We start from the raw sequence: 23,140 nt of genomic DNA on the forward strand, positions 1-23,140 counted from the left end.
GTGGCATGGCGAGGAAGGAACCTGCAGCGGACGCTGCGAACCCCGGGCGACTGAAGCAGATCGCTCTGACCTACAAGATGACCCGCAAGGCCGACAAGAAGATCGGTCTTGTACTCGCGGCTGTCGGCATCGGCATCTTCGGTGTTTTCCTCGCGATCGGTTTCTTGATCGGTCACCCCATCTATCTCGGCATTCTGGGCCTGCTGCTCGCCTTCCTCGGAACGGCGATCGTGTTCGGGCGCCGGGCCGAGCGGGCGGCCTTCGGGCAGATGGAGGGCCAGCCGGGCGCGGCCGCGGCGGTCCTGGACAACATCGGCCGGGGCTGGACGACGACGCCCGCGGTGGCGATGAACCGCAGCCAGGACGTGGTGCACCGGGCCGTCGGCAAGGCCGGCATCGTCCTGGTCGCCGAGGGCAACCCGAACCGGGTGAAGAGCCTGCTGGCCGCCGAGAAGAAGAAGATGAACCGCATCGTCGCGGACGTACCGGTGCACGACGTCATCGTCGGCACGGGAGACGGGCAGGTCGCGCTGAAGAAGCTGCGGACCACGATGCTGAAGCTTCCGCGTGTGCTCACCGGGCCGCAGGTGACGGCCACCAATGACCGGCTGCGGGCCATGGGTGACCTGATGAGCAATATGCCGCTGCCGAAGGGTCCGATGCCCAAGGGCATGAAGCTGCCGAGGGGTGGGCCGAAGGCCCGCTGACCTCCTCGCACGAGCTCCTACGACGAAGGGGCCGCCCCGGACCGAGATCCGGAGCGGCCCCTTCGTCGTAGGAGGTTCAGACGCGGACCTCGACCGTGCGGGCCAGGCGGTCGTGGAGGCCCCTGCCGTCTCGGTCCCAGATCAGGGCCGGGATCGCGATGCACAGCAGGGCCGTGCGGAGGGTGGCGCGGAGGGGGCTGGGGCTGCCGGTGTCGAGGGCGACCACGCGGAGGCCGAAGAGGCGCTTACCGGGGGTGAAGCCGATCGTGCCGACGGTCAGCACGCCGAGCAGGAAGAAGATGAGCAGGGCCCAGTTGCCGGTCGCCTGGTCGTAGCCGTGCGTGATCAGACCGTATGCGATCAAGAGGCACAGCCCCCAGTCCACGACGAGGGCGCCGAACCGGCGGCCCGGGCGGGCGATGGAGCCCGGCCCCTCCTCCGGCAGACCGAGCTGCTGGCCGCGGTATCCGAAGTCGACACCGGCTTCCTCTGCGGCCGCGCGGGGGCCCGAGAGCCATGAGCCGATTGCATCCCTGTTGTCCACGCGTCCACGGTACTGCGCCCGTTTCGCGATACGGACAGGTGGGGGTAGAGCGGACCAGCTCCGGTTAACTTGTGCGAAACAAATGGGTCACGCCCGAGAAATCACCCGTCCCTAGTGTCGGGGACAGCGTGTGCCACCGCACTGGCCGCACGAACGAACTACCACCCCGGCGAGGCGGTCGGGAGTAGGAGGAGCTGGATGTTCCAGAACGCCGACGAGGCCAAGAAGTTCATCGCGGACGAGGACGTCAAGTTCATCGACGTCCGCTTCTGCGACCTGCCCGGTGTGATGCAGCACTTCACGGTGCCGGCAGAGGCCTTCGACCCGGCCGAGGAGCTGGCCTTCGACGGCTCCTCGATCCGCGGCTTCCAGGCCATCCACGAGTCCGACATGGCGCTCCGCGCCGACCTGTCCACCGCGCGCGTCGACCCGTTCCGCCGCGACAAGACGGTCAACATCAACTTCTTCATCCACGACCCGATCACGGGCGAGCAGTACTCCCGTGACCCGCGCAACGTGGCGAAGAAGGCGGAGGCGTACCTGGCGTCCACCGGTATCGCCGACACCGCGTACTTCGGCCCCGAGGCCGAGTTCTACGTCTTCGACAGCGTGCGCTTCCAGACCTCCGCGAACGAGGCCTTCTACCACATCGACTCCGAGGCCGGCGCCTGGAACACCGGTGCCCTCGAGGACAACCGTGGTTACAAGGTCCGTTACAAGGGCGGCTACTTCCCGACCCCGCCGGTCGACCACTTCGCCGACCTGCGTGCCGAGATCTCCCTGGAGCTGGCCAACTCCGGCCTCCAGGTCGAGCGCCAGCACCACGAGGTGGGCACCGCCGGCCAGGCCGAGATCAACTACAAGTTCAACACGCTGCTCGCCGCGGCCGACGACCTGCAGCTCTTCAAGTACATCGTGAAGAACGTCGCCTGGCGCAACGGCAAGACCGCGACCTTCATGCCGAAGCCGATCTTCGGTGACAACGGCTCGGGCATGCACGTCCACCAGTCGCTGTGGGCCAACGGCGACCCGCTGTTCTACGACGAGGCCGGCTACGCGGGCCTGTCGGACACCGCCCGCTACTACATCGGCGGCATCCTCAAGCACGCCCCGTCGCTGCTGGCCTTCACCAACCCGACGGTGAACTCCTACCACCGTCTGGTGCCGGGCTTCGAGGCGCCGGTCAACCTGGTGTACTCGCAGCGCAACCGCTCCGCTGCCATGCGTATCCCGATCACGGGCTCCAACCCGAAGGCCAAGCGCGTCGAGTTCCGTGCGCCCGACTCCTCCGGCAACCCGTACCTGGCCTTCTCGGCCCTGCTGCTGGCGGGTCTGGACGGCATCAAGAACAAGATCGAGCCGGCCGAGCCGATCGACAAGGACCTCTACGAGCTGGCCCCCGAGGAGCACGCGGGCGTCCCGCAGGTCCCGACCTCGCTCCCGGCCGTCCTCGACTCCCTCGAGGCCGACCACGAGTTCCTGCTCGCCGGTGACGTCTTCACGTCCGACCTGATCGAGACGTGGATCGACTACAAGCGCGCGAACGAGATCGCTCCGCTGCAGCTGCGTCCGCACCCGCACGAGTTCGAGCTCTACTTCGACGTGTGATCGACGCCTGTCCCAGGCACTGCGCCCGCGCCCCCGTTGTCGTACCGACAGCGGGGGCGCGGGCGTATGTTCTATTCTGCCTCTGCCGATGACATGACACGGGGGTGGACGGGATGCCGGAGCGCGAACACGACGACCAGGAGCGCGAGTTCGACCTGAGGTGGGCGGACGACGCGCAGCACAAGGAGCCCTCGGCGCGGGCCCGGATGCTGGCCGCGCGGTGGAAGGAGAACCCGCCGGAGCCGCAGCCGTTCCGTGCGGATCCCGAGCCGGTGGCGCCGCGGCGGTCCTCGTGGGTGTCGACGGCGATCGTGCTGGGCAGTGTGGCGGCGATCATCGTGCTGCTCGGGTGGGCGCAGTTCCGGGCCCCGTACTGAGAGGCCTCTCACAGGGACCTTTTGCGGCTCCTAGAGCCGTTCGGGACCACTTCATGGCGGTGGCTGGGTGCACACTGGCAGTGGGACGAGTGCCTGACTGCGGGGTGAGGCAGATGCAGAGCCGCTTCCGGAGCGACCGGCGGTTGACCGTGCGGATGACGGTCACGATGTTCCTGCTCGGGTTGTTGTACGTGGCCTTCGTCGCCGCGTTGATCGTGTTGCTGAAGTCGTGGCTGCTGGTCGTGGTGCTGGTGGCGGCGATGTTCGTCGCGCAGTTCTGGTTCTCCGACCGGATCGCGATGTTCGCCATGCGCGGGCGGGTCGTGGAGCGCGAGGAGTATCCCGAGCTGCACGCGGTGGTCGACCGGCTGTGTGCGATCGCCGACATGCCCAAGCCGGTGGTGGCGGTGTCCGAGATGGACATGCCGAACGCGTTCGCGACCGGGCGCAACGCCGACCATGCGGTGGTGTGTGTGACGACCGGGCTGCTGCGGCGGCTGGAGCCCGCGGAGCTGGAGGGTGTGCTCGCGCACGAGCTGTCGCACGTGGCGCACAAGGACGTCGCCGTGATCACGATCGCGTCGTTCCTCGGCGTGATCGCGGGCCTGATCGTACGGTTCGCCTTCTACTCGCAGCTGTTCGGCGGGGGCCGCCGGGACCAGAACACCGCTGCCGTCTTCGCCGCCGTGATGGGTGTGTCGGCGGCCGTGTACGCGATCAGTTTCCTGCTGATCAGGGCGCTGTCGAGGTACCGGGAGCTGGCCGCGGACCGGGCGGCGGCGCTGCTCACCGGACGGCCCTCGGCGCTGGCCTCCGCGCTGACCAAGGTCTCCGGCGACATCGCGCGGATCCCGACCAAGGACCTGCGGACGGCGCAGGCCTTCAACGCCTTCTACTTCACCCCGGCGGCCGGCAAGGAGCCCGGCATCGAGCGGTTCTTCTCCACGCACCCGAGCCTGGAGCAGCGGCTCGACCAACTGGGGCGGATCTCCGCCGAGTTGGGTGAGGCGGCAACACCCGGAAAGGGGTGACATGGGGCTCCTGGACATTCTGCTCGGCCGTACGAAACCGGTCCTGCCCGATCTCGACCAGCTCTTCGCGCTGCCGTCGGCGGCCGTGACCCTCGAGGCCGCGGCCGGCTTCACACCGACCGGCACGGGTGCGGTGTGCTTCGCGACGGTCGAGGGCGGGGCCTTCGAGCAGACGCACCGGGAGGTCCAGGCCCTCCTTGACGCGGACGCCGACCGGGACGGACCCCCGGTGGAGCTCAGCCAGGACGGGTACGGCTACTCCTGGCTGGTCTCGCGCCGCTCCCCCGGTCAGCTGTCCGAGCTGGTCACCGATCTGCACGCGGTGAACAGCTCGATGGAGGTCAACGGCTTCGGGCCGCAACTGCTGTGCTCCCTGGCCGGTTTCCAGGACGAGGGTGGCCGACGGCTCGCGCTGGTCTATCTCTACAAGCGCGGCACGTTCTACCCGTTCGCGCCGCTGCCCGGCGGTGGGCAGCGGCGCGACAACGCGCTGGAACTGCAGGTGAAGGCGGCGCTCACCGACGACCTGCGGATGGAGCAGGATCTGAGCCGGTGGTTCCCGGTGTGGGGCGCGCCAGGACTGTGACCGGCGGTGCCTACCAGCGGTTCACGTCGTCTCACTTGCTCTTCTCGCGCTGCTGGCGGCGCGACTCCAGGGGGCGTTCGCGAGCGTAGCGGCGCTCCCACTTGGCCTGCATGTCACGGCGCTTGCGGTAGGCCTGGTACGTGGCGGGCATCGACCCCGACGAGGATCCCCCCGACGACTGCGAGGAGGCCGAGCCGCCCTTGGTGCTGCTCCGCCCGTACTGCGTGTACAGGAAGAGCACGGCTACCGCGGCCAGCCACCAGACGTGGTTTCCGAATCCTAAGAGCACCAGGACGGCGGTCCCGGCTATGACGATGGTGCCCATGACGGGCCTCCGTTTGAGCGTGGATGAGTGAGCGGTGATGGTTTTCTCGTCCGACGGGGCGCTGGGGGATGGGCGTCCGTCCGTCGGTGCGTAGAGAGTAGCCCCGAGTCCGCAGGGTGATGCCTGTCCTGCGGCAAGCGGTGGTGGGCAGCTCCGCCATGCATGTCCAGCGTAGGGAGACGGTCACCGGGCGTGCATCCTGTTTTCCGGCTGTACGGGCGCTCAGTCCGTCTGCAGGTCCAGCTTCCGTTCCACCACCTCGCGGGCCACCTCCGTCAGGCGGCGGCGGTGGGAGCGGGCGTGGGAGCGCAGGACGCGGAAGGCCTCGTCAACCGTGATGGAGTGCCGGGCGGCGAGCGTGCCCTTGGCCTGTTCGATGACGATACGGCTGGTCAGCGCCTGGCCCAGCTGGTCGGCCAGCGCCCGGCTCTCGCGCAGCTGGCGCTCCCGCTGCAGGGTCCAGCCGGCGGCGTCGGCGAGGGACTGGCCCAGCGCCAGGAGGTCCGGGTGCAGGGGGGTGCTGCCGCGGCCCAGCAGCACCAAGGCGCCCAGGGTGTCCTCGCCGGCGCGCAGGGGCAGCGCGGCGACCCTGCCGTAGCCCAGCGCCCGGGCCCGGGCCACATAGCGCGGCCAGTCCCGGCGGGCCCGGTCGCCGTCGAGGGCGGTGTCCGGCACCGGACGGCCGGTGCGGCGGGCTTCCGGCCCCGGACCCTCGCCCCAGGTGACGGCGTCGCGCACCAGGCGCAGCTGCTCCTCGCCGGTGCCGGCCACCTCGGCGTGGACGGGGTCGTCGGGGGCGTACAGCACGACCGCGGCGCAGCCGCCGAGCAGTTCGCTTCCGTGCGCGGCGAGGGCCGCGAGGAGCCCGCTCGGATCGGAGGCCTCCGTGACCGGGCTGGCGGCCAGGTCGACGAACGCCTGTGCCAGCCGCTGCTGCGACGGGGACATCGTGCTCATCAGCTCGCTTTCCCTTCGGCCTCTCATCGATTCGCTTCTCGGACCATCGGTCGCGAACCGTGTCCGCAGTCTTCCCTGTCCGCGTCCCGGCGTCCTCCCGCCTAGCCGAGACGCAGCTCGCCCCGCAGGATGCGCTCCGCCACGAGGTGCGCGGAGGTGCCCTCGGCGAAGGCATGTGCCTTGATCAGTTCCAGTGCGTCGGCCACCGGGCAGTCGAGGTGCACGGAGACCATGCCGGCGGCCTGGTGCACCTTGGCGCGCAGGTCGGTGGCGCCGTACATACCGGGATCGCCGTCCGCGCCGAGGATCATCGAGCGGGTCAGTGCCTCGGCGACCTCGGCGAAGGGGTCCGGGTCGGTGACGCCCTGTACGGGGTCGAAGACCGCGAGGGCGCCGACGCAGGCGCCGGACAGGCTGAGCGGTACGGCGGCCACCGCGCCGATGCCCAGTTCGGCCACGGCGGGCCCGTATCCGGGCCAGCGGTCGAGCAGCGCCGAGCCGTCCGCGGTCACCGGGCGGACCTCGCTGGTGGCGTCCCGGGCCGGGCCCTCGCCGAGCAGGAACTCCAGCTCCTGGGCGGCGCGGGCCGACTCGTCGGAGGCGGCCAGGCCGAGCTGGTCGAGGGTGGCTCCGACCAGGGTGACGGCGGCGCTGCTGGTGCCGCAGGCCGCCGCCACCCCCGACATGAACAGGGGCTGCGGGGCACTGCGCTCACCCGACCAGCTGCTGAGCCGGGCCACGTAGTCGTCCTGCAGCCGTGCCGCGGTCAGATGGCGGTCCGCCGTCGACCGGTGGATCGCCGCGATCCGCAGATGGGCGTCTCTCAGCACCTCGGTGGGAGCCTGCCCGGCATGGAGCTCGTGCTGCTCGGCGTGGCTGCTCTCGCGCTCCGAACGGACCCGCGCCACAGAGGCCTTCCGCTCGGCGGAAGCAATGAGGTCCGAGACCTCACCTCCGGTGGCCATACCGGAATCGTACGCTTCGGGTTCTCACTCGGAGCCGTTCGTCCGGCCTTCTTCCATGAGCAGGACGACCCCGCCGTTGTGTCCGTCGAAGGGGCTGCACTGCACCACGCACGTGATCGCCCGGCCAAGTCGGTTGACGGCCGCCACGGGCAATGGCTCGCCCCGTATGCCGGTCTCGACGCAGCGCTCGATCGTCTCGCGCAGTTTCACGGTGGGCAGTCCGAAGTCGAGACCGTAGAAGGGCTGGTCGAGGACCTCGTCGGGGCGCAGGCCCCACAGTTCGACGGCGCCGCGGTTCCAGCTCTTCACCTTCAGGCCCTGGTCGAGGACGACGACCCCGGCGGCGATGGAGGTGAGAACGGCCTCCAGGAAGGTGCGGGCCTCGTCCAGCTCCTCGGTGCGGACCCGCATCTCCTCGTTCATGGTCTCCAGTTCCTCGTTCCCGGACTGGAGTTCCTCATTGGTGGTCTCCAACTCCTCGTTGGTGGACTGGAGTTCCTCGTTGGTGGTCTCCAGCTCCTCGATGCTCGACTGCAGTTCCTCGTTCGTGGTCTCCAACTCCTCGTTGGTGGACTGGAGCTCCTCGTACGCCGTTTCGAGATCCTCTCGTACGCGCTTGACCTCGGACTTGAGCTGGGTGGCGAGAGTGACGTCGGTGAAGGTGACCTGGGTGGCGGCCGCCAGGCCGTCGGGGCCGGACACCGGCTGGACGAGGATGTCGAAGTACTGGACGTCGTCGGCGACCCGGCGTTCGGCGCCGTTGACCCGCAGGGTGCGCCGCTCATGGGTGGCCTGCTCGATCAGGGAGCGCAGTTCGACGGGGCGGTAGGAGATCTCCAGGTCCTGGAAGGGGCGCCCGATGTCGTTCGCCGTGAGACCGAACTGCACGCGCGCGTGGCTGTTGATGAGGATCACCGTCCCCTCCGAGTCGACGGCGATGGCGGCGCTGGGGGCAGCGTCGAGGATGAGATCGCGCAGCTGCCGGTTGCGGGCCATGCTGTGCAGTTCGCCGCTCATTCCTGCCCTGATCTTCACCGGCGCGGGCTGGTACGGCGGAGTGGCCTCGCCTGGGCGGCGCCGGAACACACGCTGCCGCATGCTCAGGACCTCGAACCGGTCGGCGTCGTTGAGCAGCATCTCGGCCTTGCCGAGGAAGAGGAAGCCGCCCTCGCGCAGTGCGAAGTGGAAGCGGTCGACGATCTGGGTCTGCGCCTCGACGTTGAAGTACATCAGCGTGTTGCGGCAGATCAGCAGGTCCAGGCGGGAGATCGGGGCGTCGCGGGTGATGTCGTGGCGGCCGAAGATCACCCTGCGGCGCAGGTCGGAGCGGAAGCCGTAACGGGAGCCGTTCTGCTCGAAGTACTTGTCGCGCAGTTCGGGTGCGAGCGGTTCGAGGACCTTGGCCGGGTACAGGCCGGTGCGGGCGTCGCGCAGCGCCTCGTCGTCGACGTCGGTGCCGTAGATCTTGACCCGTTGCAGGGTCTCCTCGAGGCCCAGCGTCTCGGCGAACATGATCGCCAGGGAGTAGGCCTCCTCGCCGCTGGAGCAGCCCGCGCTCCACACCCGGATCTCGTCCTCCGTCCCGCTCTGGGCGAGCAGCTCGGGGATCACCTCGCGTTGCAGGAAGGTCCACGCCTCGGGGTCGCGGAAGAAGGACGTGACGTTGATGAGGATGGTGTTGAACAGGGCGTCGAATTCATCCGCATTGGTCTCCAGGCGGTCGCGGTAGTCGGTGTACGACGCGATCTGTGTGTCCGCCATCCGCTTGCGGACGCGGCGGCCCAGCGAGGAGCGTTTGTATCCGGTGAAGTCGAAGCCGCGGGCGTCCCGGAGAAAGCCGAGAAGCTCCTCCAGTTCCTCGTCGGTCTCCACGTCCGGCTGTCGGTCAACCATCACTGCCGCCTGCTTCTCTGCTACTGCCTCTTGGTCTCGACCAACCCGCGGATCAGCGCGGCGATCTCCTCCAGAGGTAGCACGAAGTCCACTGAGCCAGTACCCACGGCCGCCTCCGGCATACCCCTGAACTCCGCCGTCGCCGGGTCCTGGACGATCACGGTGCCGCCGCGCGACTTGACGGCGTCCACGCCCATCGCACCGTCCCGGCCGGTTCCGGTGAGCACACAGGCGATGGCCCGCGGCCCGTACGCCCCCGCGACGGACTCGAACAGGAGGTCGGCGGAGGGTCGCACGAAGTGGACGAGTTCGCTGTCGCTGAGGGCGAGCAGGCCTCCGGGGCGGACGAGGAGGTGCCGGTCGGGCGGGGCGATGTAGACGGCGCCGGGCCGGGTCCGCTCCTGGTCCTCGGCGAGCTTCACATCCAGCTCCGTACGGCGGTCCAGGACCTCCGCGATCACGGTGCGGTGGCGGGGGTCCAGGTGCTGCACGACCAGGATCGGCGCCGGGAACCCGGAGTCCAGGGCGGCGAGCAGCGTGATCAGGCCGTTGATACCGCCGGCCGAGGAGGCTACGGCGACGGCCTCGAAACCGTCCGTCGGGGGCTCGGAAAGCTGCACTCGGTCAGCGTAGGTCTCCTGGGCGGGGTGAGGCAGGTCGTGCGGTGTGATCACGCCTCGGGGGCCGCCGCGACCACGCCTGCGGCGACGGCCGCGCGCAGGGCCGCGTGGTCCGCGGCGGTCTGGTCGGCGTAGGCGAGGGCGAAGTCGGCGACGGCCTGCTCGAAGGTGTCGGCGCCGCCGAGATACGCGGCGATGGCGATGCGGTCGCCGGAGCGGGCGTGGGCGCGGGCCAGGGCGGTGCCGCAGAGGCGGGCGTATCCGAGCAGATCGGCCGGGCTCATGCCGGCCACGTCCGCGGAACCCTTCATGTCGCGCAGCTGCCGCCAGTAGAAGGCGCGCCCCTGCGGCCCGCTCATCCACCCCAGGAAGATGTCACTCGCCGCCTGCAGCAGCCGCTGACCTGCGACGACGCGGTGCCCGGGATGGACGTACGGTCCGTGCGGCAGATGTTCTTCCCACACGGACTTCCGGGCCTCCTTGATCTGCAGGAACAGCGGGTCGCTGTGATCGCGTCCCGTCAGGAGGACGACGAAGCAGCGCAGGCCGACGCTGCCGACGCCGACGACCTTGCGGGCGGCGTCCACGAAGCGGTAGCGGTCCAGGAGCAGGCGCCGCTCCTCGGAGAGGGTGGAACGGTAGTCGCTGAAGATCTTGCGCAGGGAGGCCATGTCGGAGGCGCCGGCGGGTTCGAGGAGCGGTGGGTCGTGGATGATCCGGCGGCGCCCGTCGACCACCTCCGTCAGCTTGCCGAGGGCCTGCAGGCTGGTGCGGCGGCGGGCCCGGGTGAGGCTGGAGGCGACCTGTCTGCGGCGGCCGGCGGAGCGGACGAGGGGCAGCAGGCTGTCGGCGTCGATGCGCTCGTACCAGACGGCGAGCTCGCCCCGCCCGGCCAGTCGCCGCATCGCGGTCCGATAGGCGGCCACCGCCTCCAGCGTCGCGCGCCGCACCTTGGCCTCGGCGTGCCCGTTCGCCCGCCCAGCCACGGCGACGGAGGCGGCCAGCCGCTCGACGTCCCACTCGAAGGGCCCGGGAAACGTCTCGTCGAAGTCGTTGAGATCGAAGAGAAGCGCCCGCTCCGGGGAGGCGTACAGACCGAAGTTCAGCAGGTGGGCGTCGCCGCACAGTTGCACGGTCAGGCCGGTGTGCGGCCGGGAGGCGAGGTCGGCGGCCATCACGGCGGCCGAACCGCGCAGGAACGCGAACGGCGATGCGGTCATCCGCCCGTACCGGATCGGCAGCAGCTCCGGCAGCCGGTCACGTCCCTGCCGCTGCAGTACGGCGACGGGGTCGGCCCGGTCGACGGGCGGAACCCACCCGGCATGCGCGGACCGCGCCACCCGCCGGCGGGCGGCCTTCCCCCGTTCGGCACGAACGACGAACGTACTCACGCCACCCACCGCGATACACCGCGCCTGCCCATCACGCCTCCGGTGCGGTCGCCTGCCATCGCCTCCTGATCGCAGTGAAGGCGGGGGCGGGGGTGTGCGCATGCGGGGGACGGCGATCGGGTGACGTTGGTTTGCGGGGCCGGGGTCGGCCGCGCTCGGCGCAGGCGCGGAGGGAAGGCCGCGCGCGGGCACGCGGGCCGCAGTCAGCCTGCGGCGCGCAGCGTGGGCCCCGGCCGGCGCCTCGCGGCACAACCTCAAAAGCGCCGCGCGCGACACAGGCTTTCTCGCCCCCGCCGCCCCTACCCGTCCCGTCCCTGGGGGCTGCGCCCCCAGACCCCCGCCTTTCGGCCTGAACGGCCTCGTCCTCAAACGCCGGACGGGCTGGAAGGGCAACGCCAGCCGGGAGAGCGCAGGCCCGCGAGGCTGCCGCCCCCTGAACGGCCTCGTCCTCAAACGCCGGACGGGCTGGGAGAGCGAGGCCCGGTCGGCCTGGGCGGTGGGAGGGGCGTCGATTGTCAGTGGGGTGTTGCAGGATGAGGGCACGGATGGTGTGGCGGGGAGGCTGGGATGGGTGGCGGTGGGCGGTACGTCGGGGTGGCGGAGCGGCGGGCGCGGCTTGCGTTGCGGCAGCTTCTGGCTCCGGTCGCACGGGGGGACAGTCCGGAGGAGGTCGCCGGCACGCTGGTGGCGCTGCACGGGTCGGACCCGGCCACGGTGCATCTGGCCGTGGGCGCGCGGCTCGCGGACTCGGCGCGGACCGTGGCGGAGACCGAGCGGGCGCTGTACACGGACCGCTCACTGGTGCGGATGCACGGCATGCGGCACACGGTGTTCGTGTTCCCGACCGACCTCACCGCCGTCGTGCACGCCTCGACCGGACTCACGGTCGCCGGGCGGGAGCGGGCCTCTCTGCTCAAGGACATGGCGAAGGCCGGGGCGCCGGACGCGGCCTGGCTGAAGGACGTCGAGGAGTCGGCGCTGGCGGCCCTGGCGCGCCGCGGGCAGGCGACCGCGGCCGAACTCGCCGAGGACGAGCCGCGGTTGAGAGAGAAGTTCGTGTATTCCGCCGGCAAGAGCTACGAGGGCGTCCACACCGTTTCGACCCGGCTGCTGAGGGTGCTGGGCGTGGAGGGCAAGGTCGTACGGGGGCGGCCGCTCGGCTCGTGGACGTCCAGCCAGTTCCGCTGGGCCGTGGCCCCGCCGCACCCCGAACTCGATGTGGCCGAGGCGCAGTCGGTGCTGCTCGGCCGCTGGCTCGCGGCATGCGGGCCCGCCACGGAGGCCGATCTGAAGTGGTGGACGGGTTGGAAGGTCACGGACGTGCGGCGTGCGCTGGCGGCGATCGGCGCGCAGGAGGTGTCTCTGGACGAGGGCGTGGGGTACGTCGTCGACGGTGACGTCGAGCCGGTGGCCGGCCCGGACGGGCCGTGGGCCGCACTGCTGCCCGCGCTGGATCCGACGGCGATGGGGTGGCGCGAGCGGGACTGGTATCTGGCGCCCGAACTGCGACCGTCGTTGTTCGACTACAGCGGCAATGTGGGGCCGACGGTGTGGTGGAACGGCCGAGTGGTGGGCGGATGGGCTCAGCGTCCCGACGGTGAGATCGTCTGGCGACTGCTCGACAAGGACGGCGTGGGACGCGAGGCCGAGGCGGCTGTCGCGGCAGAGGCGGAGCGGCTACGGGGGTGGGTGGGGGCGGCAAAGGTGACCCCACGGTTCCGGACGCCGCTGGAGAAGGAGTTGGCGGGAAAGCTCTGAGCGCCGGTCGCGCATCTTCAGCCCGTCGTGGGGAGTTCGAGGACGAGGCCCCTTGAGGGCCGAACGGGGGTCTGGGGGTGGAGCCCCCAGCACCACGGCCACGCATGTGCCGGGCACCCCGCAAGCTCGGGGCACCCGGCACCACGCTCAACGCGAATACCGCATCAGCGCCCGCACCATGTGGCACGTCGTGTCCGACGGCGGGTGGACGCCGATCAGTTCGGCCGTGCTGCGAATCGTCTCGTTGCGGGCCTGGTTCGGTACGTACACCCCCCTGTCGAGCAGGGCGATGGCGAGCCGCATCGCCTTGAGGCGGCGGTTGTGCGTGACATACCACTCGCGCGGACGGCCCGGCGGCAGCGGGCGCTTCTCCACGGGGGCGTAGGGCAGGTCGAGCAGGACGGGGTGCTTGGCGGTGGACTGGGTCGGCTTCGGCTTCAGTGCGGCAGCGGGCACAGGCATCCTCCTGTCGCGGTGAGGGTGTGGGAACGAACGGGGGTTTCGGCACCCCCCACACCCTCGAACACTTCTTCTAGTGTACCGCCCGGCACTGACAAAAGGCCCTGGCCACAGCGGCTTTGAGGGGACCTCAGAGGTACCTTTGACCCCATGGAGATCTGGATCAACCCGGCCTGTTCCAAGTGCCGCAGCGCCATCAGCCTGCTCGACGCCGAGGGCGCCGACTACACCGTCCGCCGCTATCTGGAGGACGTACCGAGCGAGGACGAGATCAGGGACGTGCTCGACCGTCTCGGCCTCGAACCGTGGGACATCACCCGCACCCAGGAAGCCGACGCCAAGGAGCTCGGACTCAAGGAGTGGCCGCGGGACGACTCGTCGCGCGCACGGTGGATCAAGGCGCTCGCCGAGCACCCCAAGCTGATCCAGCGCCCGATCATCACCGCCGACGACGGCACCGCGGTGGTCGGCCGCACCGACGAGGCCGTACGCGACGCCCTGTCCCGATAGGGCCGACAGCAGGAAGCGAGGCCGGCGCTGTGAGCCGGCTTCAACTTTCCTGTGACGTAGGTTACTTCAGTGACTCCTGTAACCACTGAGTAACTTCGTTCGGTATCTCGTACATAGCGGCGTACGCTCCCCTACCTCGCAGGAGGCGCGCATGTCGCGTAGGAGAAGTCTCGGTACGAAGAAGAAGATCGCGCTGCTGGTGAGCGCGGCGGCGGTGGCGGGAGGCGGCGCCTTCGTCATGGCGAGCACCTCGAACGCCGCACAGAGTCCCCAGGCCAAGACCCTGTCGGCCGCGGACTCGAACGTCTGCCAGGGGCTCGCCACCGCCCTCGGCAACAACCAGAAGTTCATCGACGGGCAGAAGGCCAACCCGGACGCCCAGTCCGCGGCCCGGATCGCCAACCGCGAGGCGGTCATCGCGCAGATCAAGGTCCAGCAGAAGGCGTCCGGTTGCACCGTTGGGGAGTCGGCTCAGGGCTCCCAGGCGACGCAGCCGGCGCAGAGCGGTGCGGGACAGCAGGCGGCCGGCCAGCAGGCGGGGGGCGCACAGCAGTCCGCGCAGCCCTCGCAGTCGGCCTCGGCACCCGCGGGAAACGCGAACGGGAACGCGGGTGGTGGCGCTGCCGCCTCGGGGCAGCAGGTGTGCAACGGCTCCACCGTCACCCTCTCGGGCGAGGGCGGCGCACCTGCGGCCTCCAGCAACCAGTTCCCGGCGGGGACGACGCTGAAGGTCACCAACCTGGACAACAACAAGTCCACGACGGTGAAGGTCACCTCGGTCTCCGGCAGTTGTGCCCTGCTCAACAACGCAGCCTTCGAACAGGTCCGGGAGCCCGGCAAGTTCCTGATCCGTCATGCGCTGATCGAGAAGGTGGGGTGAGGCTCAAGGACCCAGGAACTCCGTGAGGCGGCGGCCCAGGTCGGCGGGTGCGGACTGCGGCAGCGCATGATGGGAGACGTCGGGGACCACGACCGTCTCCACGCGCGGCAGCAGCGCATCCGCCTTCGCCGCCACCTCGTACGTGTCACAGGTCCTGCTGTTCCCGGCCAGGAGCAGCAGGACCGGCAGGTCCAGCCCGCGCAGCGCGTCCGGCGCCGGGCGCGGACCGGTCACCGGCTTCGCGACGGAGGGGAAGCCGGCGGCCGCCTCCTGGAGGCGGAGACAGTCGGGGTCGAGGGGCACTCCCCCGGCCGCTCCCCCGGTCTCCCACTCCAGCAGGGCACGGACCCGGCGGGGCGAGGGACGCAGCACCAGCGGCAGGGCGTGCAGGAGATACGCGGGCCGGTAACCGGCGAAGCACTGGGTGGGGTCCAGGAGGAAGAGGCGGCGCACGCGTGCGCGTGCGTGCAGCGCGTGGTGCAGGGCGATCCAGCCGCCGTACGAGTGCCCGCCCAGGTCCGTCTCCGCCAGGCCGAGGCCGTCCAGGACTGCGTCCAGCCAGACCACCAGGTCGGCGACCGTACGGGGGTGGCGGTCGCCGGCCTCGGTGCCGCGGCCCGCGCAGCCGGGCAGGTCGACGGCGAACACGCGGTGGGTGCGGGCCAGGTCGGCGGCCTGCGCGTACCAACTGGCGGAGGTCGCTCCCCCGCCGCCGGGGAGCAGCACGACCGCGGGGGCGTGGAGAGGGCCGCACATGTTGACGTACGTCGTCCCGAAGGGCGTGGGGACGGTCACCGCCTCACGCTCGGCGGGCCACTTGGCCATGACCTTGTCGTAGGCGGCGAGGAAGCCGTCCATGTCGTAGGTGCTGCGAGCAGACACCGGAACCCCCTTATTATCTCGTTGAGCGAGATACTCGACGAACGAGATAATAGTCGGAGGAAGCCCGTGCCGAACCCCCGGGGCCCGGAGATGGAGGTCGTCCACCTGCTGCGTGCGGCGACCGTCGAACTCGCCCTGCACAGCGCCCGGTTCGCATCCCGCAACGGCATGCACCCCACGGACGTACGCGCCCTGATCGCCCTCATGGACGCCTCCCGTGCGGGCGAGGAGATGACTGCGGGGCGGCTCGGCACCACGCTCGGACTGAACTCCGCAGGGACCACCGCGCTGGTCGACCGGCTGGAGCGGGCCGGTCATGTGCGGCGGGTCCGCGACCCAAGGGACCGGCGCAAGGTCCTCATCGAGGTGACCGAGCGTGCGGTGGAACTCGGGTGGTCGTCCTTCGGACCCCTGATCGAGCAGACGGTGGAGCTGCTGCAGGGGTACGACGAGCGGGAGCTGGCCGCGATCAAGGGGTTCCTCGCCGGGGTGCGGGACGCGGCCGCGACCGGTGGCTGACCCTCCGGCCCCCTGCAAACCCCATCGCATACGAGCCGCCGTACGACAGCCCGTGCGCGCCCGCCGGCCACGTCGACCTGTCGACTTGCTGTGCCCCACCCGCCCTCACACCGTGAATCGCGCCACACCACCGCCAGGTAACACGGGGTTCACACTCGAGCAATGGCCGGGAAATCGCCTGTTGACAGGCTCGCGGTCATCCACCGCGGCGCCTCAGTGCCGCAGCGCCGCAGCACCCGCAAGTGCGTAGACACATCCCCGAAGGAAGTGGCCCGTGACCTTCAAGGCTGAGTACATCTGGATCGACGGCACCCAGCCGACCGCCAAGCTCCGTTCCAAGACGAAGATCATCGCGGGTGAGCCCGCCGGTCTGGACGCGCTGCCGATCTGGGGCTTCGACGGGTCCTCCACGAACCAGGCCGAGGGCCACTCCTCGGACCGTGTCCTCAAGCCGGTCTTCACCTGCCCGGACCCGATCCGCGGCGGCGACGACGTCCTCGTCCTGTGCGAGGTCCTCAACATCGACTTCACGCCGCACGAGTCCAACACCCGCGCCGCGCTGGCCGAGGTCGCCGAGAAGTTCGCCGCGCAGGAGCCGATCTTCGGCATCGAGCAGGAGTACACCTTCTTCCAGGACGGCTACCCGCTCGGCTTCCCCAAGGGCGGCTTCCCGGCCCCGCAGGGGGGCTACTACTGCGGTGTCGGCGCCGACGAGATCTTCGGCCGTGACATCGTCGAGGCCCACCTGGAGAACTGCCTCGCCGCCGGCCTCGCCATCTCCGGCATCAACGCCGAGGTCATGCCCGGCCAGTGGGAGTTCCAGGTCGGTCCGGTCTCCCCGCTGGAGGTCTCCGACCACCTGTGGGTGGCCCGCTGGCTGCTCTACCGCACCGCCGAGGACTTCGGCGTCTCCGCGACGCTGGACCCGAAGCCGGTGAAGGGCGACTGGAACGGCGCCGGCGCGCACACCAACTTCTCCACCAAGGCGATGCGCGAGAGCTACGACGCGATCATCACCGCCGCCGAGTCGCTGGGCGAGGGCTCCAAGCCGCTCGACCACGTCAAGAACTACGGCGCCGGCATCGACGACCGCCTGACCGGTCTGCACGAGACCGCCCCGTGGAACGAGTACTCCTACGGCGTCTCCAACCGCGGCGCCTCGGTCCGTATCCCGTGGCAGGTCGAGAAGGACGGCAAGGGCTACATCGAGGACCGCCGCCCGAACGCCAACGTCGACCCGTACGTCGTGACGCGGCTGCTCGTCGACACCTGCTGCTCCGCGCTGGAGAAGGCCGGCCAGGTCTGATCCCCCGCTTTCCGGCAAAAGGGGCGCCCACCGTTCGCGGTGGGCGCCCCTTTTGCCGTCCAAGTAGTGAGAGAAGGGTCCTCGTCGGGGCCGGTGTCTGCTTCAATGAGGTCATGGCCAGCTTCAAGAACCACACCGCGACGGGTCGCCATGACCTCGAGCCGTTCTGGCCTTCCCGTCAGCACCACGACTTCGACCGGGTGTGTTGCCGCGCGATGAACGCGCCGGCCCTCTAAAGCCGTACACCCCGGCCTTCGGCCAGCGCGACACGACGTACGTCCCCGACGAACCTCTCGCGCGAAAGAGCTGACCTCTCATGGCAACCATTCGTTCTCTGCCCGCCGCCACACTCGACACCCCCTCCCCCTCCGCGAACGGCACACGCCATCGGCTGCGCGCCGTGGGCCGGGACGAGGTACTCGACGTCTCGGAGTTCCTCCCCCCGGGCGCCACCTGGCTGCCCGCACCCCAGCACACCCTGCCTGCACTGCCGGGACAGCCGCCGATGGTCGGATACCTCGTCCTCATCCCGGCCGATCGCCCGCACCTCGCCGAGACCGGCGTCCCCGAAGCCGCCGGCAACCCGCTCGTCCGGATCGACTCCGTGCAGCGCACCGCCGAGGTGGACGGGCGCGAACTCGACCTCACCTACCTGGAGTTCGAGCTGCTCGCGCATCTCGTGGCACATCCGCACCGGGTGCACACCCGCGACCAGCTGGTCACCACGGTGTGGGGGTACGGCCATGTGGGCGACGGCCGCACCGTCGACGTCCACATCGCGCGACTGCGCCGCAAGCTGGGCGCCGAGCACCGCGGGACGATCCAGACGGTGCGGCGGGTCGGGTACAAGTACACGCCGCCGACCGGCCGTTGACCGTCCACCGGCCGTTCGTCCTCTGCTGACGGCAGATTGCCGTTCCGTCCCGCGGGCCGACCGGGCAGGCTCACCGGCATGAGACTTCTGGTGCTGGGTGGAACGGAGTTCGCGGGACGGGCCGTCGTGGAGGCGGCCCTCGGGCGCGGCTGGGAGGTGACCGTCCTCAACCGGGGACGGCACCAGGTCCCGGCCGGGGTACGGGCGTTGATCGGCGACCGCACCGCGCCTGACGGGCTCGCCGCCCTCGCGGAAGGCGAGTGGGACGTCGTCGTCGACACCTGGTCGGCGGCGCCCCGGGCGGTGCACAGCGCTGCACGGCTGCTGCGGGGTCGTGTCGGGCGGTATGTGTATGTGTCGACCTGCTCGGTGTACGCATGGCCCGCACCGGCCGGGCACGACGAGAGCGCTCCGCTGGTCGAAGGTGCCGAGCCCGACGCCGAGCAGACGGACTACGCACGGGACAAACGGGGTGCGGAGATCGCCGTCGTCGAGGCGTTCGGGGCGGACCGGTCCGTGCTCGTACGGGCCGGGTTGATCCTCGGTCCGTACGAGAACATCGGGCGGCTGCCCTGGTGGCTGGAGCGGATCGCGCGGGGCGGGCCGGTCCTCGCCCCGGGGCCGCGGGAGCTGCCGCTCCAGTACGTCGACGTGCGGGACATGGCGGAGTGGATCCTCGGCTCGGTCGAGCGGGAGTTGAGCGGGCCGTACAACATGGTCAGCGAGCAGGGGCATGCCACCATGGGCAGCCTGCTGGACGCGTGCGTGGCCGTCACGGGCTCGGACGCGGAGCTGCGGTGGGTCGACCCCGGGGTGATCCTCGATGCGGGTATCGCGCCGTGGACCCAGCTGCCGGTCTGGGTGCCGCCGGGCACCGACATGCATGACTCCATGCACAGCGGGGACGTTTCGCGTGCGCTGGCTTCGGGGCTGCGGTGCCGGCCCGTCGAGGAGACGGTCGCCGATACCTGGCGTTGGCTCCAGGGGATCGGCGGCACGGCGCCCGTACGGCCGGGGCGGCCGCCGGTGGGGCTGGATCCGGTGGTGGAGGCGAAGGTACTGGGGCAGTGATCACGCTGCGGGCCGGTGGTGGTTGATCGCGCCCACGCGGCGGAGCCGCATATCGACACAGCCCCGCGCCCCTGAAGACAAGGGCGGTGCCCTCCCCGGGGGTGTACCTGGCACCACCCCCCGACCCGGGGGTCTGACCCCGTGACCGCCCCCGCCGCGCTCGGTCAGACTCTCTGCCATGAACACCAACACGAAAAGCAGCTCCCTCTCCGCGAGGGTGCGGGCCGTTGCCGTGGCGGCCGGGCGGGGGTTCGTGCTGGCCCTGGTGAGCCTTCCCGGAGCGGTTCTGTGGTTCACGCTGGCCCTTGTGTCGATCTCGCTCGTCCCGATCGGCATCGGGCTCGTCACGACGCCGTGGGTGCTGGCGAGGGTGCGGTCGTTCGCCGACTGGCGGCGGGGGCTCGCGGCCCAGTGGTGCGGAATGCGGATCCCGTCGGCGTACCGGCCGATACCCGAAGGCGCCAGTCCCTGGACGCGGACGTACGCCCTCCTCCGTGACCCCGCGGTCTGGCGCGATCTGAGGTGGCTGCAGGTCGACATGACGGCGGGGTACATCACCGCACTGCTGCCGGCCGTCCTTCTCCTGTACCCCCTGGAGGGCTTCGCGGTCGCCGCCGGGCTGTGGCGGCCGCTCTCCGAGTACGGCGGGTACTGGTACGGCTTCGTGCACGTCACCGACCAGGCCTCCGCGTTCGGCGCCGGTGCCCTGGCCCTCGTGATCCTCGCCTTCGCCTTCCCGCTCGCCCCGCGGCTGCTGACCGCCCACTTCCGGCTCACCCGGGCCGTGCTCGGCGCGAGCCAGGCCGAACTGGCCGAGCGGGTACAGGTGTTGACCGAGACCCGGAAGGACGCCGTCGACACCTCCGCCGCCGAACTGCGCCGTATCGAGCGGGATCTGCACGACGGGGCGCAGGCGCGGCTGGTGGCCATGGGCATGGACCTGGGCACCATCGAGATGCTCCTCGACAAGGACCCGGCGAAGGCCAAGCAGCTCCTCGCGCAGACCCGGCAGTCCTCCGTGGACGCGCTCGCCGAGCTGCGCGACCTGGTGCGCGGCATCCACCCGCCGGTGCTGGCCGAGCGCGGACTCGGCGACGCCGTGAGGGCGTTGGCGCTGCGGCTGCCGCTGCCCACCGAGGTGAACGTCGAGCTGGCGGGCCGCGCGGACGCGCCGGTGGAGTCGGCCGCGTACTTCGCGGTGAGCGAGGTGCTCACCAACGCGGTCAAGCACTCCGGCGCCGACCGCATCTGGATCGACCTGCATCACAGCGAGGACAAGCTGCGCATCAGCGTCACCGACAACGGCAAGGGCGGCGCGGCGATCGGAGCCGGTTCGGGTCTCGCCGGAGTCGAGCGGCGCCTGGGTACATTCGACGGCGTCCTGGCCGTCAGCTCTCCCGCGGGCGGTCCCACCATGGTCACCGTGGAGATCCCTTGCGCGTTGTCCTAGCCGAAGACCTCTTCCTGCTGCGCGACGGTCTGGTACGGCTTCTGGAGGCCTACGACTTCGAGATCGCCGCGGCCGTCGAGTCCGGCCCCGAACTCGCCCGGGCGCTGGCCGAGCTGGAGCCGGACGTCGCCGTGGTCGACGTACGCCTGCCGCCCACGCACACCGACGAGGGGCTGCAGTGTGCACTGCAGGCCCGCCGGGACAGACCCGGGCTGCCCGTGCTGGTGCTCTCGCAGCACGTGGAGCAGTTGTACGCGCGCGAGCTGCTCGCCGACGGCAGCGGCGGAGTCGGGTATCTGCTGAAGGACCGGGTGTTCGACGCGGACCAGTTCGTGGACGCCGTACGGCGGGTCGCGGCCGGCGGTACGGCCATGGACCCGCAGGTGATCCAGCAGCTGCTCTCGCGGCGGGCCGCCGACGACCGGCCGCTCGCGCGGCTGACACCCCGGGAGCGGGAGGTGCTGGAACTGATGGCGCAGGGCCGCTCCAACGCGGCGATCGCCGGGCAGCTGGTGGTGACAGAACGGGCCATTGCCAAACACACCTCCAACATCTTCACCAAACTGGACCTGGAGGTCTCCGACGACGACAACCGTCGCGTCCTGGCGGTTCTCGCCTATCTGGACCGGGACCAGTAAGCGGTTGCTGATTCTCCGTAACTTCCGCTGCTCAGGCGGCGGTTGGGTCGCAAAGGCCCGGTAAACCTCTGATTTGTTTGTGGGGCTGCTGAACACCCCTGGGGCCACGCGCGTATGAGAAGGCGCCGCTTCACTCCTGTCGGGCGCCTCGATGCCCCGCCAAGCCCGCAAGGAAGTCAGAGGAGTTCCATGGGACGCAACACACGAAAACGCCGTACGCCGCTGGCCACCAAGGCCATAGCCGCATCGGCGGCCCTAGCGCTCGGTGGGGGCGGGCTGATCTGGGCGAACTTCTACGCCTCGGCGCACGAGTCCAACAACTCGGGGCAGAACCAGACCAAGGCCGCCGCCGGTCAGGTCGCCACGATCGCCTGCCCCGACGTCCAGCAGAAGCTGACGAACGTGCCGGCCAGGGCCCAGCAGGGTGTGGCCACGGAGCTGGCGAACCTCGACAAGCAGGTCACCGAGGCCTACACCCGGCTCGCCTCCACCCGGCAGGCGCAGGCGGGCGACGCGAACTTCGTGCAGAACGCGATCGTCGGCCCTCTCAAGGACAAGCGAGCCGCGACCCTCAACCGGATCCGGATCGACATCCAGCGGGTCGGCGGCCAGGTCGACGCGGCCGGGCTGAGCGCGCTCGCCGCCTGCACCACGCAGACCGCCAACCAGACCACGGCCGGTGGTCAGAACAACCAGAACGGCGGCCAGCAGCAGAACGGCGGCCAGCAGCAAAATGGCGGCCAGCAGCAGAACGGTGGCCAGCAGCAGGGCAACGGGCAGGCCGGGGCCGGCCAGAACATCGGCGGTCAGGCCGGCAACGGCCCGGTCGCGGCCGACTTCGTGGACATCACCAAGGTCCAGCCGAACGTCGCCGCGAAGCCGCGGGCCAACGGCAACGCCTCGAAGGGCGTCTTCATCACCAAGTGCGGTGTGAACGCCAACAAGAACCACAACACGGACAACGTGATCGTGGCTCCCGGAGTGACCAACGGCGCGCACCACCTGCACGACTACGTCGGCAACCAGAAGGTCAACGCGTTCGCGAACAACAACACGCTGATCGCGGACCAGACCAGCTGCCAGAACCAGGGCGACCTGTCGGCCTACTACTGGCCGGTGGTGCGTATCCAGGACGGCACGCAGGACTTCGACCAGAACGCCGACGGCGGTGGCAAGGAAGGCAACGTCGGCAAGATCCTGACGCCGATCCAGGCGCAGATCAAGTACGTCGGCAGCCCGACCAGCAAGGTCACGGCGATGCCCCAGTTCCTGCGCATCATCACCGGTGACGCCAAGACCACGACCAACGGTCTGGCGAACGCCAACGCGCACTGGAGCTGCACCGGCTTCGAGAACAAGGTCCAGCTGACGACGCAGTACCCGATCTGCCCGCAGGGCAGCAACGTGGTGCGCACCTTCGCCTTCCAGTCCTGCTGGGACGGCAAGAACATCGACAGCGCCAACCACCGCACGCACGTCGCCTTCGCCGACGCCAACGGCAACTGCCAGAACGGCTTCAAGGCGATCCCGCAGCTGACGATGCGTCTGGTGTACAAGATCAACCCGCCGGTCCTGCAGAACGGCCAGGTGAAGAACGCCTACGCGGTGGACGGCTTCCCCGAGCAGCTGCACAAGGCGGCCACCGACCACGACGACTTCATCGCGGTCTTCAAGAACAACCTGGCGAACAAGATCGCCAACTGCATCAACAGCGGGCAGCGTTGCCAGTGACGAGCCCCTAGGAAAGCGGGCGGTGGGAATCTCCCACCGCCCGCTTTTCGTATGTGCC

Annotated in this window: 24 protein-coding genes; 15 read left to right on the plus strand and 9 right to left on the minus strand. The window is 70.1% G+C overall.

Annotation, left to right across the window (positions count from 1 at the left end):
• Window positions 1–5: 5 nt before the first annotated feature.
• Window positions 6–707: a DUF4191 domain-containing protein gene (locus tag ABD355_RS41040; protein ID WP_344406325.1), complete on the plus strand. Its 702-nt coding sequence runs from the start codon at window positions 6–8 to the stop codon at window positions 705–707.
• A 76-nt stretch (window positions 708–783) separates the two neighbouring features.
• Here the strand turns inward: ABD355_RS41040 and ABD355_RS41045 are convergent, their stop codons facing one another.
• Complete coding sequence (locus tag ABD355_RS41045) at window positions 784–1,251, minus strand: RDD family protein (protein ID WP_344406326.1); 468 nt, start codon at window positions 1,249–1,251, stop codon at window positions 784–786.
• Window positions 1,252–1,449: 198 nt separating this feature from the next.
• On the opposite strand from ABD355_RS41045, the gene glnA reads away from it, so the two are divergent.
• From glnA to pspAB, 4 genes are all read left to right on the plus strand, one after another.
• Complete coding sequence (gene glnA, locus ABD355_RS41050) at window positions 1,450–2,859, plus strand: type I glutamate--ammonia ligase (RefSeq protein ID WP_344406327.1); 1,410 nt, start codon at window positions 1,450–1,452, stop codon at window positions 2,857–2,859.
• Window positions 2,860–2,972: 113 nt separating this feature from the next.
• The gene (locus tag ABD355_RS41055) at window positions 2,973–3,236 is read left to right on the plus strand and encodes an SCO2583/SCO2584 N-terminal domain-containing protein (protein WP_344406328.1); all 264 of its coding nucleotides are present in this window, start codon (window positions 2,973–2,975) and stop codon (window positions 3,234–3,236) included.
• Window positions 3,237–3,349: 113 nt separating this feature from the next.
• Complete coding sequence (htpX, locus tag ABD355_RS41060; RefSeq protein WP_115908569.1) at window positions 3,350–4,267, plus strand: zinc metalloprotease HtpX; 918 nt, start codon at window positions 3,350–3,352, stop codon at window positions 4,265–4,267.
• Between the two features lies 1 nt (window position 4,268).
• On the plus strand, window positions 4,269–4,853 hold the full coding sequence (pspAB, locus tag ABD355_RS41065; protein ID WP_344406330.1) for a PspA-associated protein PspAB: 585 nt from the start codon (window positions 4,269–4,271) through the stop codon (window positions 4,851–4,853).
• Window positions 4,854–4,884: 31 nt separating this feature from the next.
• Here pspAB and ABD355_RS41070 read toward each other — a convergent pair whose 3' ends face one another.
• The 6 genes from ABD355_RS41070 to ABD355_RS41095 all read right to left on the minus strand — a co-directional run bounded on the left by ABD355_RS41070 (window position 4,885) and on the right by ABD355_RS41095 (window position 11,004).
• On the minus strand, window positions 4,885–5,178 hold the full coding sequence (locus ABD355_RS41070) for a hypothetical protein (protein WP_344406331.1): 294 nt from the start codon (window positions 5,176–5,178) through the stop codon (window positions 4,885–4,887).
• A gap of 222 nt (window positions 5,179–5,400) precedes the next feature.
• Window positions 5,401–6,135, minus strand: coding sequence for an ANTAR domain-containing protein (locus ABD355_RS41075; protein WP_344406333.1), 735 nt, complete (start codon window positions 6,133–6,135; stop codon window positions 5,401–5,403).
• Between the two features lie 101 nt (window positions 6,136–6,236).
• Complete coding sequence (locus ABD355_RS41080; RefSeq protein WP_344406334.1) at window positions 6,237–7,100, minus strand: GAF and ANTAR domain-containing protein; 864 nt, start codon at window positions 7,098–7,100, stop codon at window positions 6,237–6,239.
• Between the two features lie 24 nt (window positions 7,101–7,124).
• Window positions 7,125–8,993 carry a CheR family methyltransferase gene (locus ABD355_RS41085; protein ID WP_344406336.1) on the minus strand — a complete coding sequence of 623 codons (1,869 nt, stop codon included), beginning with the start codon at window positions 8,991–8,993 and terminating at the stop codon, window positions 7,125–7,127.
• A 20-nt stretch (window positions 8,994–9,013) separates the two neighbouring features.
• Window positions 9,014–9,613: a chemotaxis protein CheB gene (locus tag ABD355_RS41090; protein WP_344406338.1), complete on the minus strand. Its 600-nt coding sequence runs from the start codon at window positions 9,611–9,613 to the stop codon at window positions 9,014–9,016.
• A 50-nt stretch (window positions 9,614–9,663) separates the two neighbouring features.
• A complete protein-coding gene (locus tag ABD355_RS41095; protein ID WP_344406339.1) occupies window positions 9,664–11,004 on the minus strand; it encodes a DUF2252 domain-containing protein in 1,341 nt (446 codons plus the stop codon).
• 567 nt (window positions 11,005–11,571) lie between these two features.
• Here ABD355_RS41095 and ABD355_RS41100 point away from each other — a divergent pair.
• On the plus strand, window positions 11,572–12,762 hold the full coding sequence (locus ABD355_RS41100; protein WP_344406341.1) for a winged helix DNA-binding domain-containing protein: 1,191 nt from the start codon (window positions 11,572–11,574) through the stop codon (window positions 12,760–12,762).
• Window positions 12,763–12,909: 147 nt separating this feature from the next.
• Here the strand turns inward: ABD355_RS41100 and ABD355_RS41105 are convergent, their stop codons facing one another.
• Window positions 12,910–13,218, minus strand: coding sequence for a hypothetical protein (locus ABD355_RS41105; protein WP_099928355.1), 309 nt, complete (start codon window positions 13,216–13,218; stop codon window positions 12,910–12,912).
• A gap of 153 nt (window positions 13,219–13,371) precedes the next feature.
• Between ABD355_RS41105 and ABD355_RS41110 the strand changes: the two genes are divergently transcribed.
• Both ABD355_RS41110 and ABD355_RS41115 read left to right on the plus strand, forming a co-directional pair.
• Window positions 13,372–13,731: an arsenate reductase family protein gene (locus ABD355_RS41110; protein ID WP_344406342.1), complete on the plus strand. Its 360-nt coding sequence runs from the start codon at window positions 13,372–13,374 to the stop codon at window positions 13,729–13,731.
• Window positions 13,732–13,882: 151 nt separating this feature from the next.
• Window positions 13,883–14,611, plus strand: a complete 729-nt coding sequence (locus tag ABD355_RS41115; RefSeq protein ID WP_344406343.1) for an RlpA-like double-psi beta-barrel domain-containing protein — start codon at window positions 13,883–13,885, stop codon at window positions 14,609–14,611.
• 3 nt (window positions 14,612–14,614) lie between these two features.
• Here the strand turns inward: ABD355_RS41115 and ABD355_RS41120 are convergent, their stop codons facing one another.
• Window positions 14,615–15,493, minus strand: coding sequence for an alpha/beta fold hydrolase (locus ABD355_RS41120; protein WP_344406345.1), 879 nt, complete (start codon window positions 15,491–15,493; stop codon window positions 14,615–14,617).
• Between the two features lie 90 nt (window positions 15,494–15,583).
• On the opposite strand from ABD355_RS41120, the gene ABD355_RS41125 reads away from it, so the two are divergent.
• From ABD355_RS41125 to ABD355_RS41160, 7 genes are all read left to right on the plus strand, one after another.
• Window positions 15,584–16,012, plus strand: coding sequence for a MarR family winged helix-turn-helix transcriptional regulator (locus tag ABD355_RS41125; protein ID WP_344406708.1), 429 nt, complete (start codon window positions 15,584–15,586; stop codon window positions 16,010–16,012).
• A 274-nt stretch (window positions 16,013–16,286) separates the two neighbouring features.
• Window positions 16,287–17,318: a glutamine synthetase gene (gene glnII, locus ABD355_RS41130; RefSeq protein ID WP_344406347.1), complete on the plus strand. Its 1,032-nt coding sequence runs from the start codon at window positions 16,287–16,289 to the stop codon at window positions 17,316–17,318.
• Between the two features lie 316 nt (window positions 17,319–17,634).
• Window positions 17,635–18,192 carry a winged helix-turn-helix domain-containing protein gene (locus ABD355_RS41140; RefSeq protein ID WP_344406348.1) on the plus strand — a complete coding sequence of 186 codons (558 nt, stop codon included), beginning with the start codon at window positions 17,635–17,637 and terminating at the stop codon, window positions 18,190–18,192.
• Between the two features lie 78 nt (window positions 18,193–18,270).
• Window positions 18,271–19,263, plus strand: coding sequence for an SDR family oxidoreductase (locus ABD355_RS41145; protein WP_344406350.1), 993 nt, complete (start codon window positions 18,271–18,273; stop codon window positions 19,261–19,263).
• 178 nt (window positions 19,264–19,441) lie between these two features.
• Window positions 19,442–20,713 (plus strand): sensor histidine kinase, encoded by a 1,272-nt coding sequence (locus ABD355_RS41150; protein WP_344406351.1) that lies wholly within the window; start codon window positions 19,442–19,444, stop codon window positions 20,711–20,713.
• Window positions 20,698–21,351 (plus strand): LuxR C-terminal-related transcriptional regulator, encoded by a 654-nt coding sequence (locus tag ABD355_RS41155; RefSeq protein WP_344406352.1) that lies wholly within the window; start codon window positions 20,698–20,700, stop codon window positions 21,349–21,351. The genes ABD355_RS41150 and ABD355_RS41155 overlap by 16 nt, the downstream gene beginning before the upstream one ends.
• Window positions 21,352–21,540: 189 nt before the next feature.
• The gene (locus ABD355_RS41160) at window positions 21,541–23,082 is read left to right on the plus strand and encodes a DUF1996 domain-containing protein (RefSeq protein ID WP_344406353.1); all 1,542 of its coding nucleotides are present in this window, start codon (window positions 21,541–21,543) and stop codon (window positions 23,080–23,082) included.
• The last annotated feature ends 58 nt before the right edge of the window (window positions 23,083–23,140 follow it).

This window comes from Streptomyces longisporus (genome assembly GCF_039532765.1).
Taxonomy (GTDB): domain Bacteria; phylum Actinomycetota; class Actinomycetes; order Streptomycetales; family Streptomycetaceae; genus Streptomyces; species Streptomyces longisporus.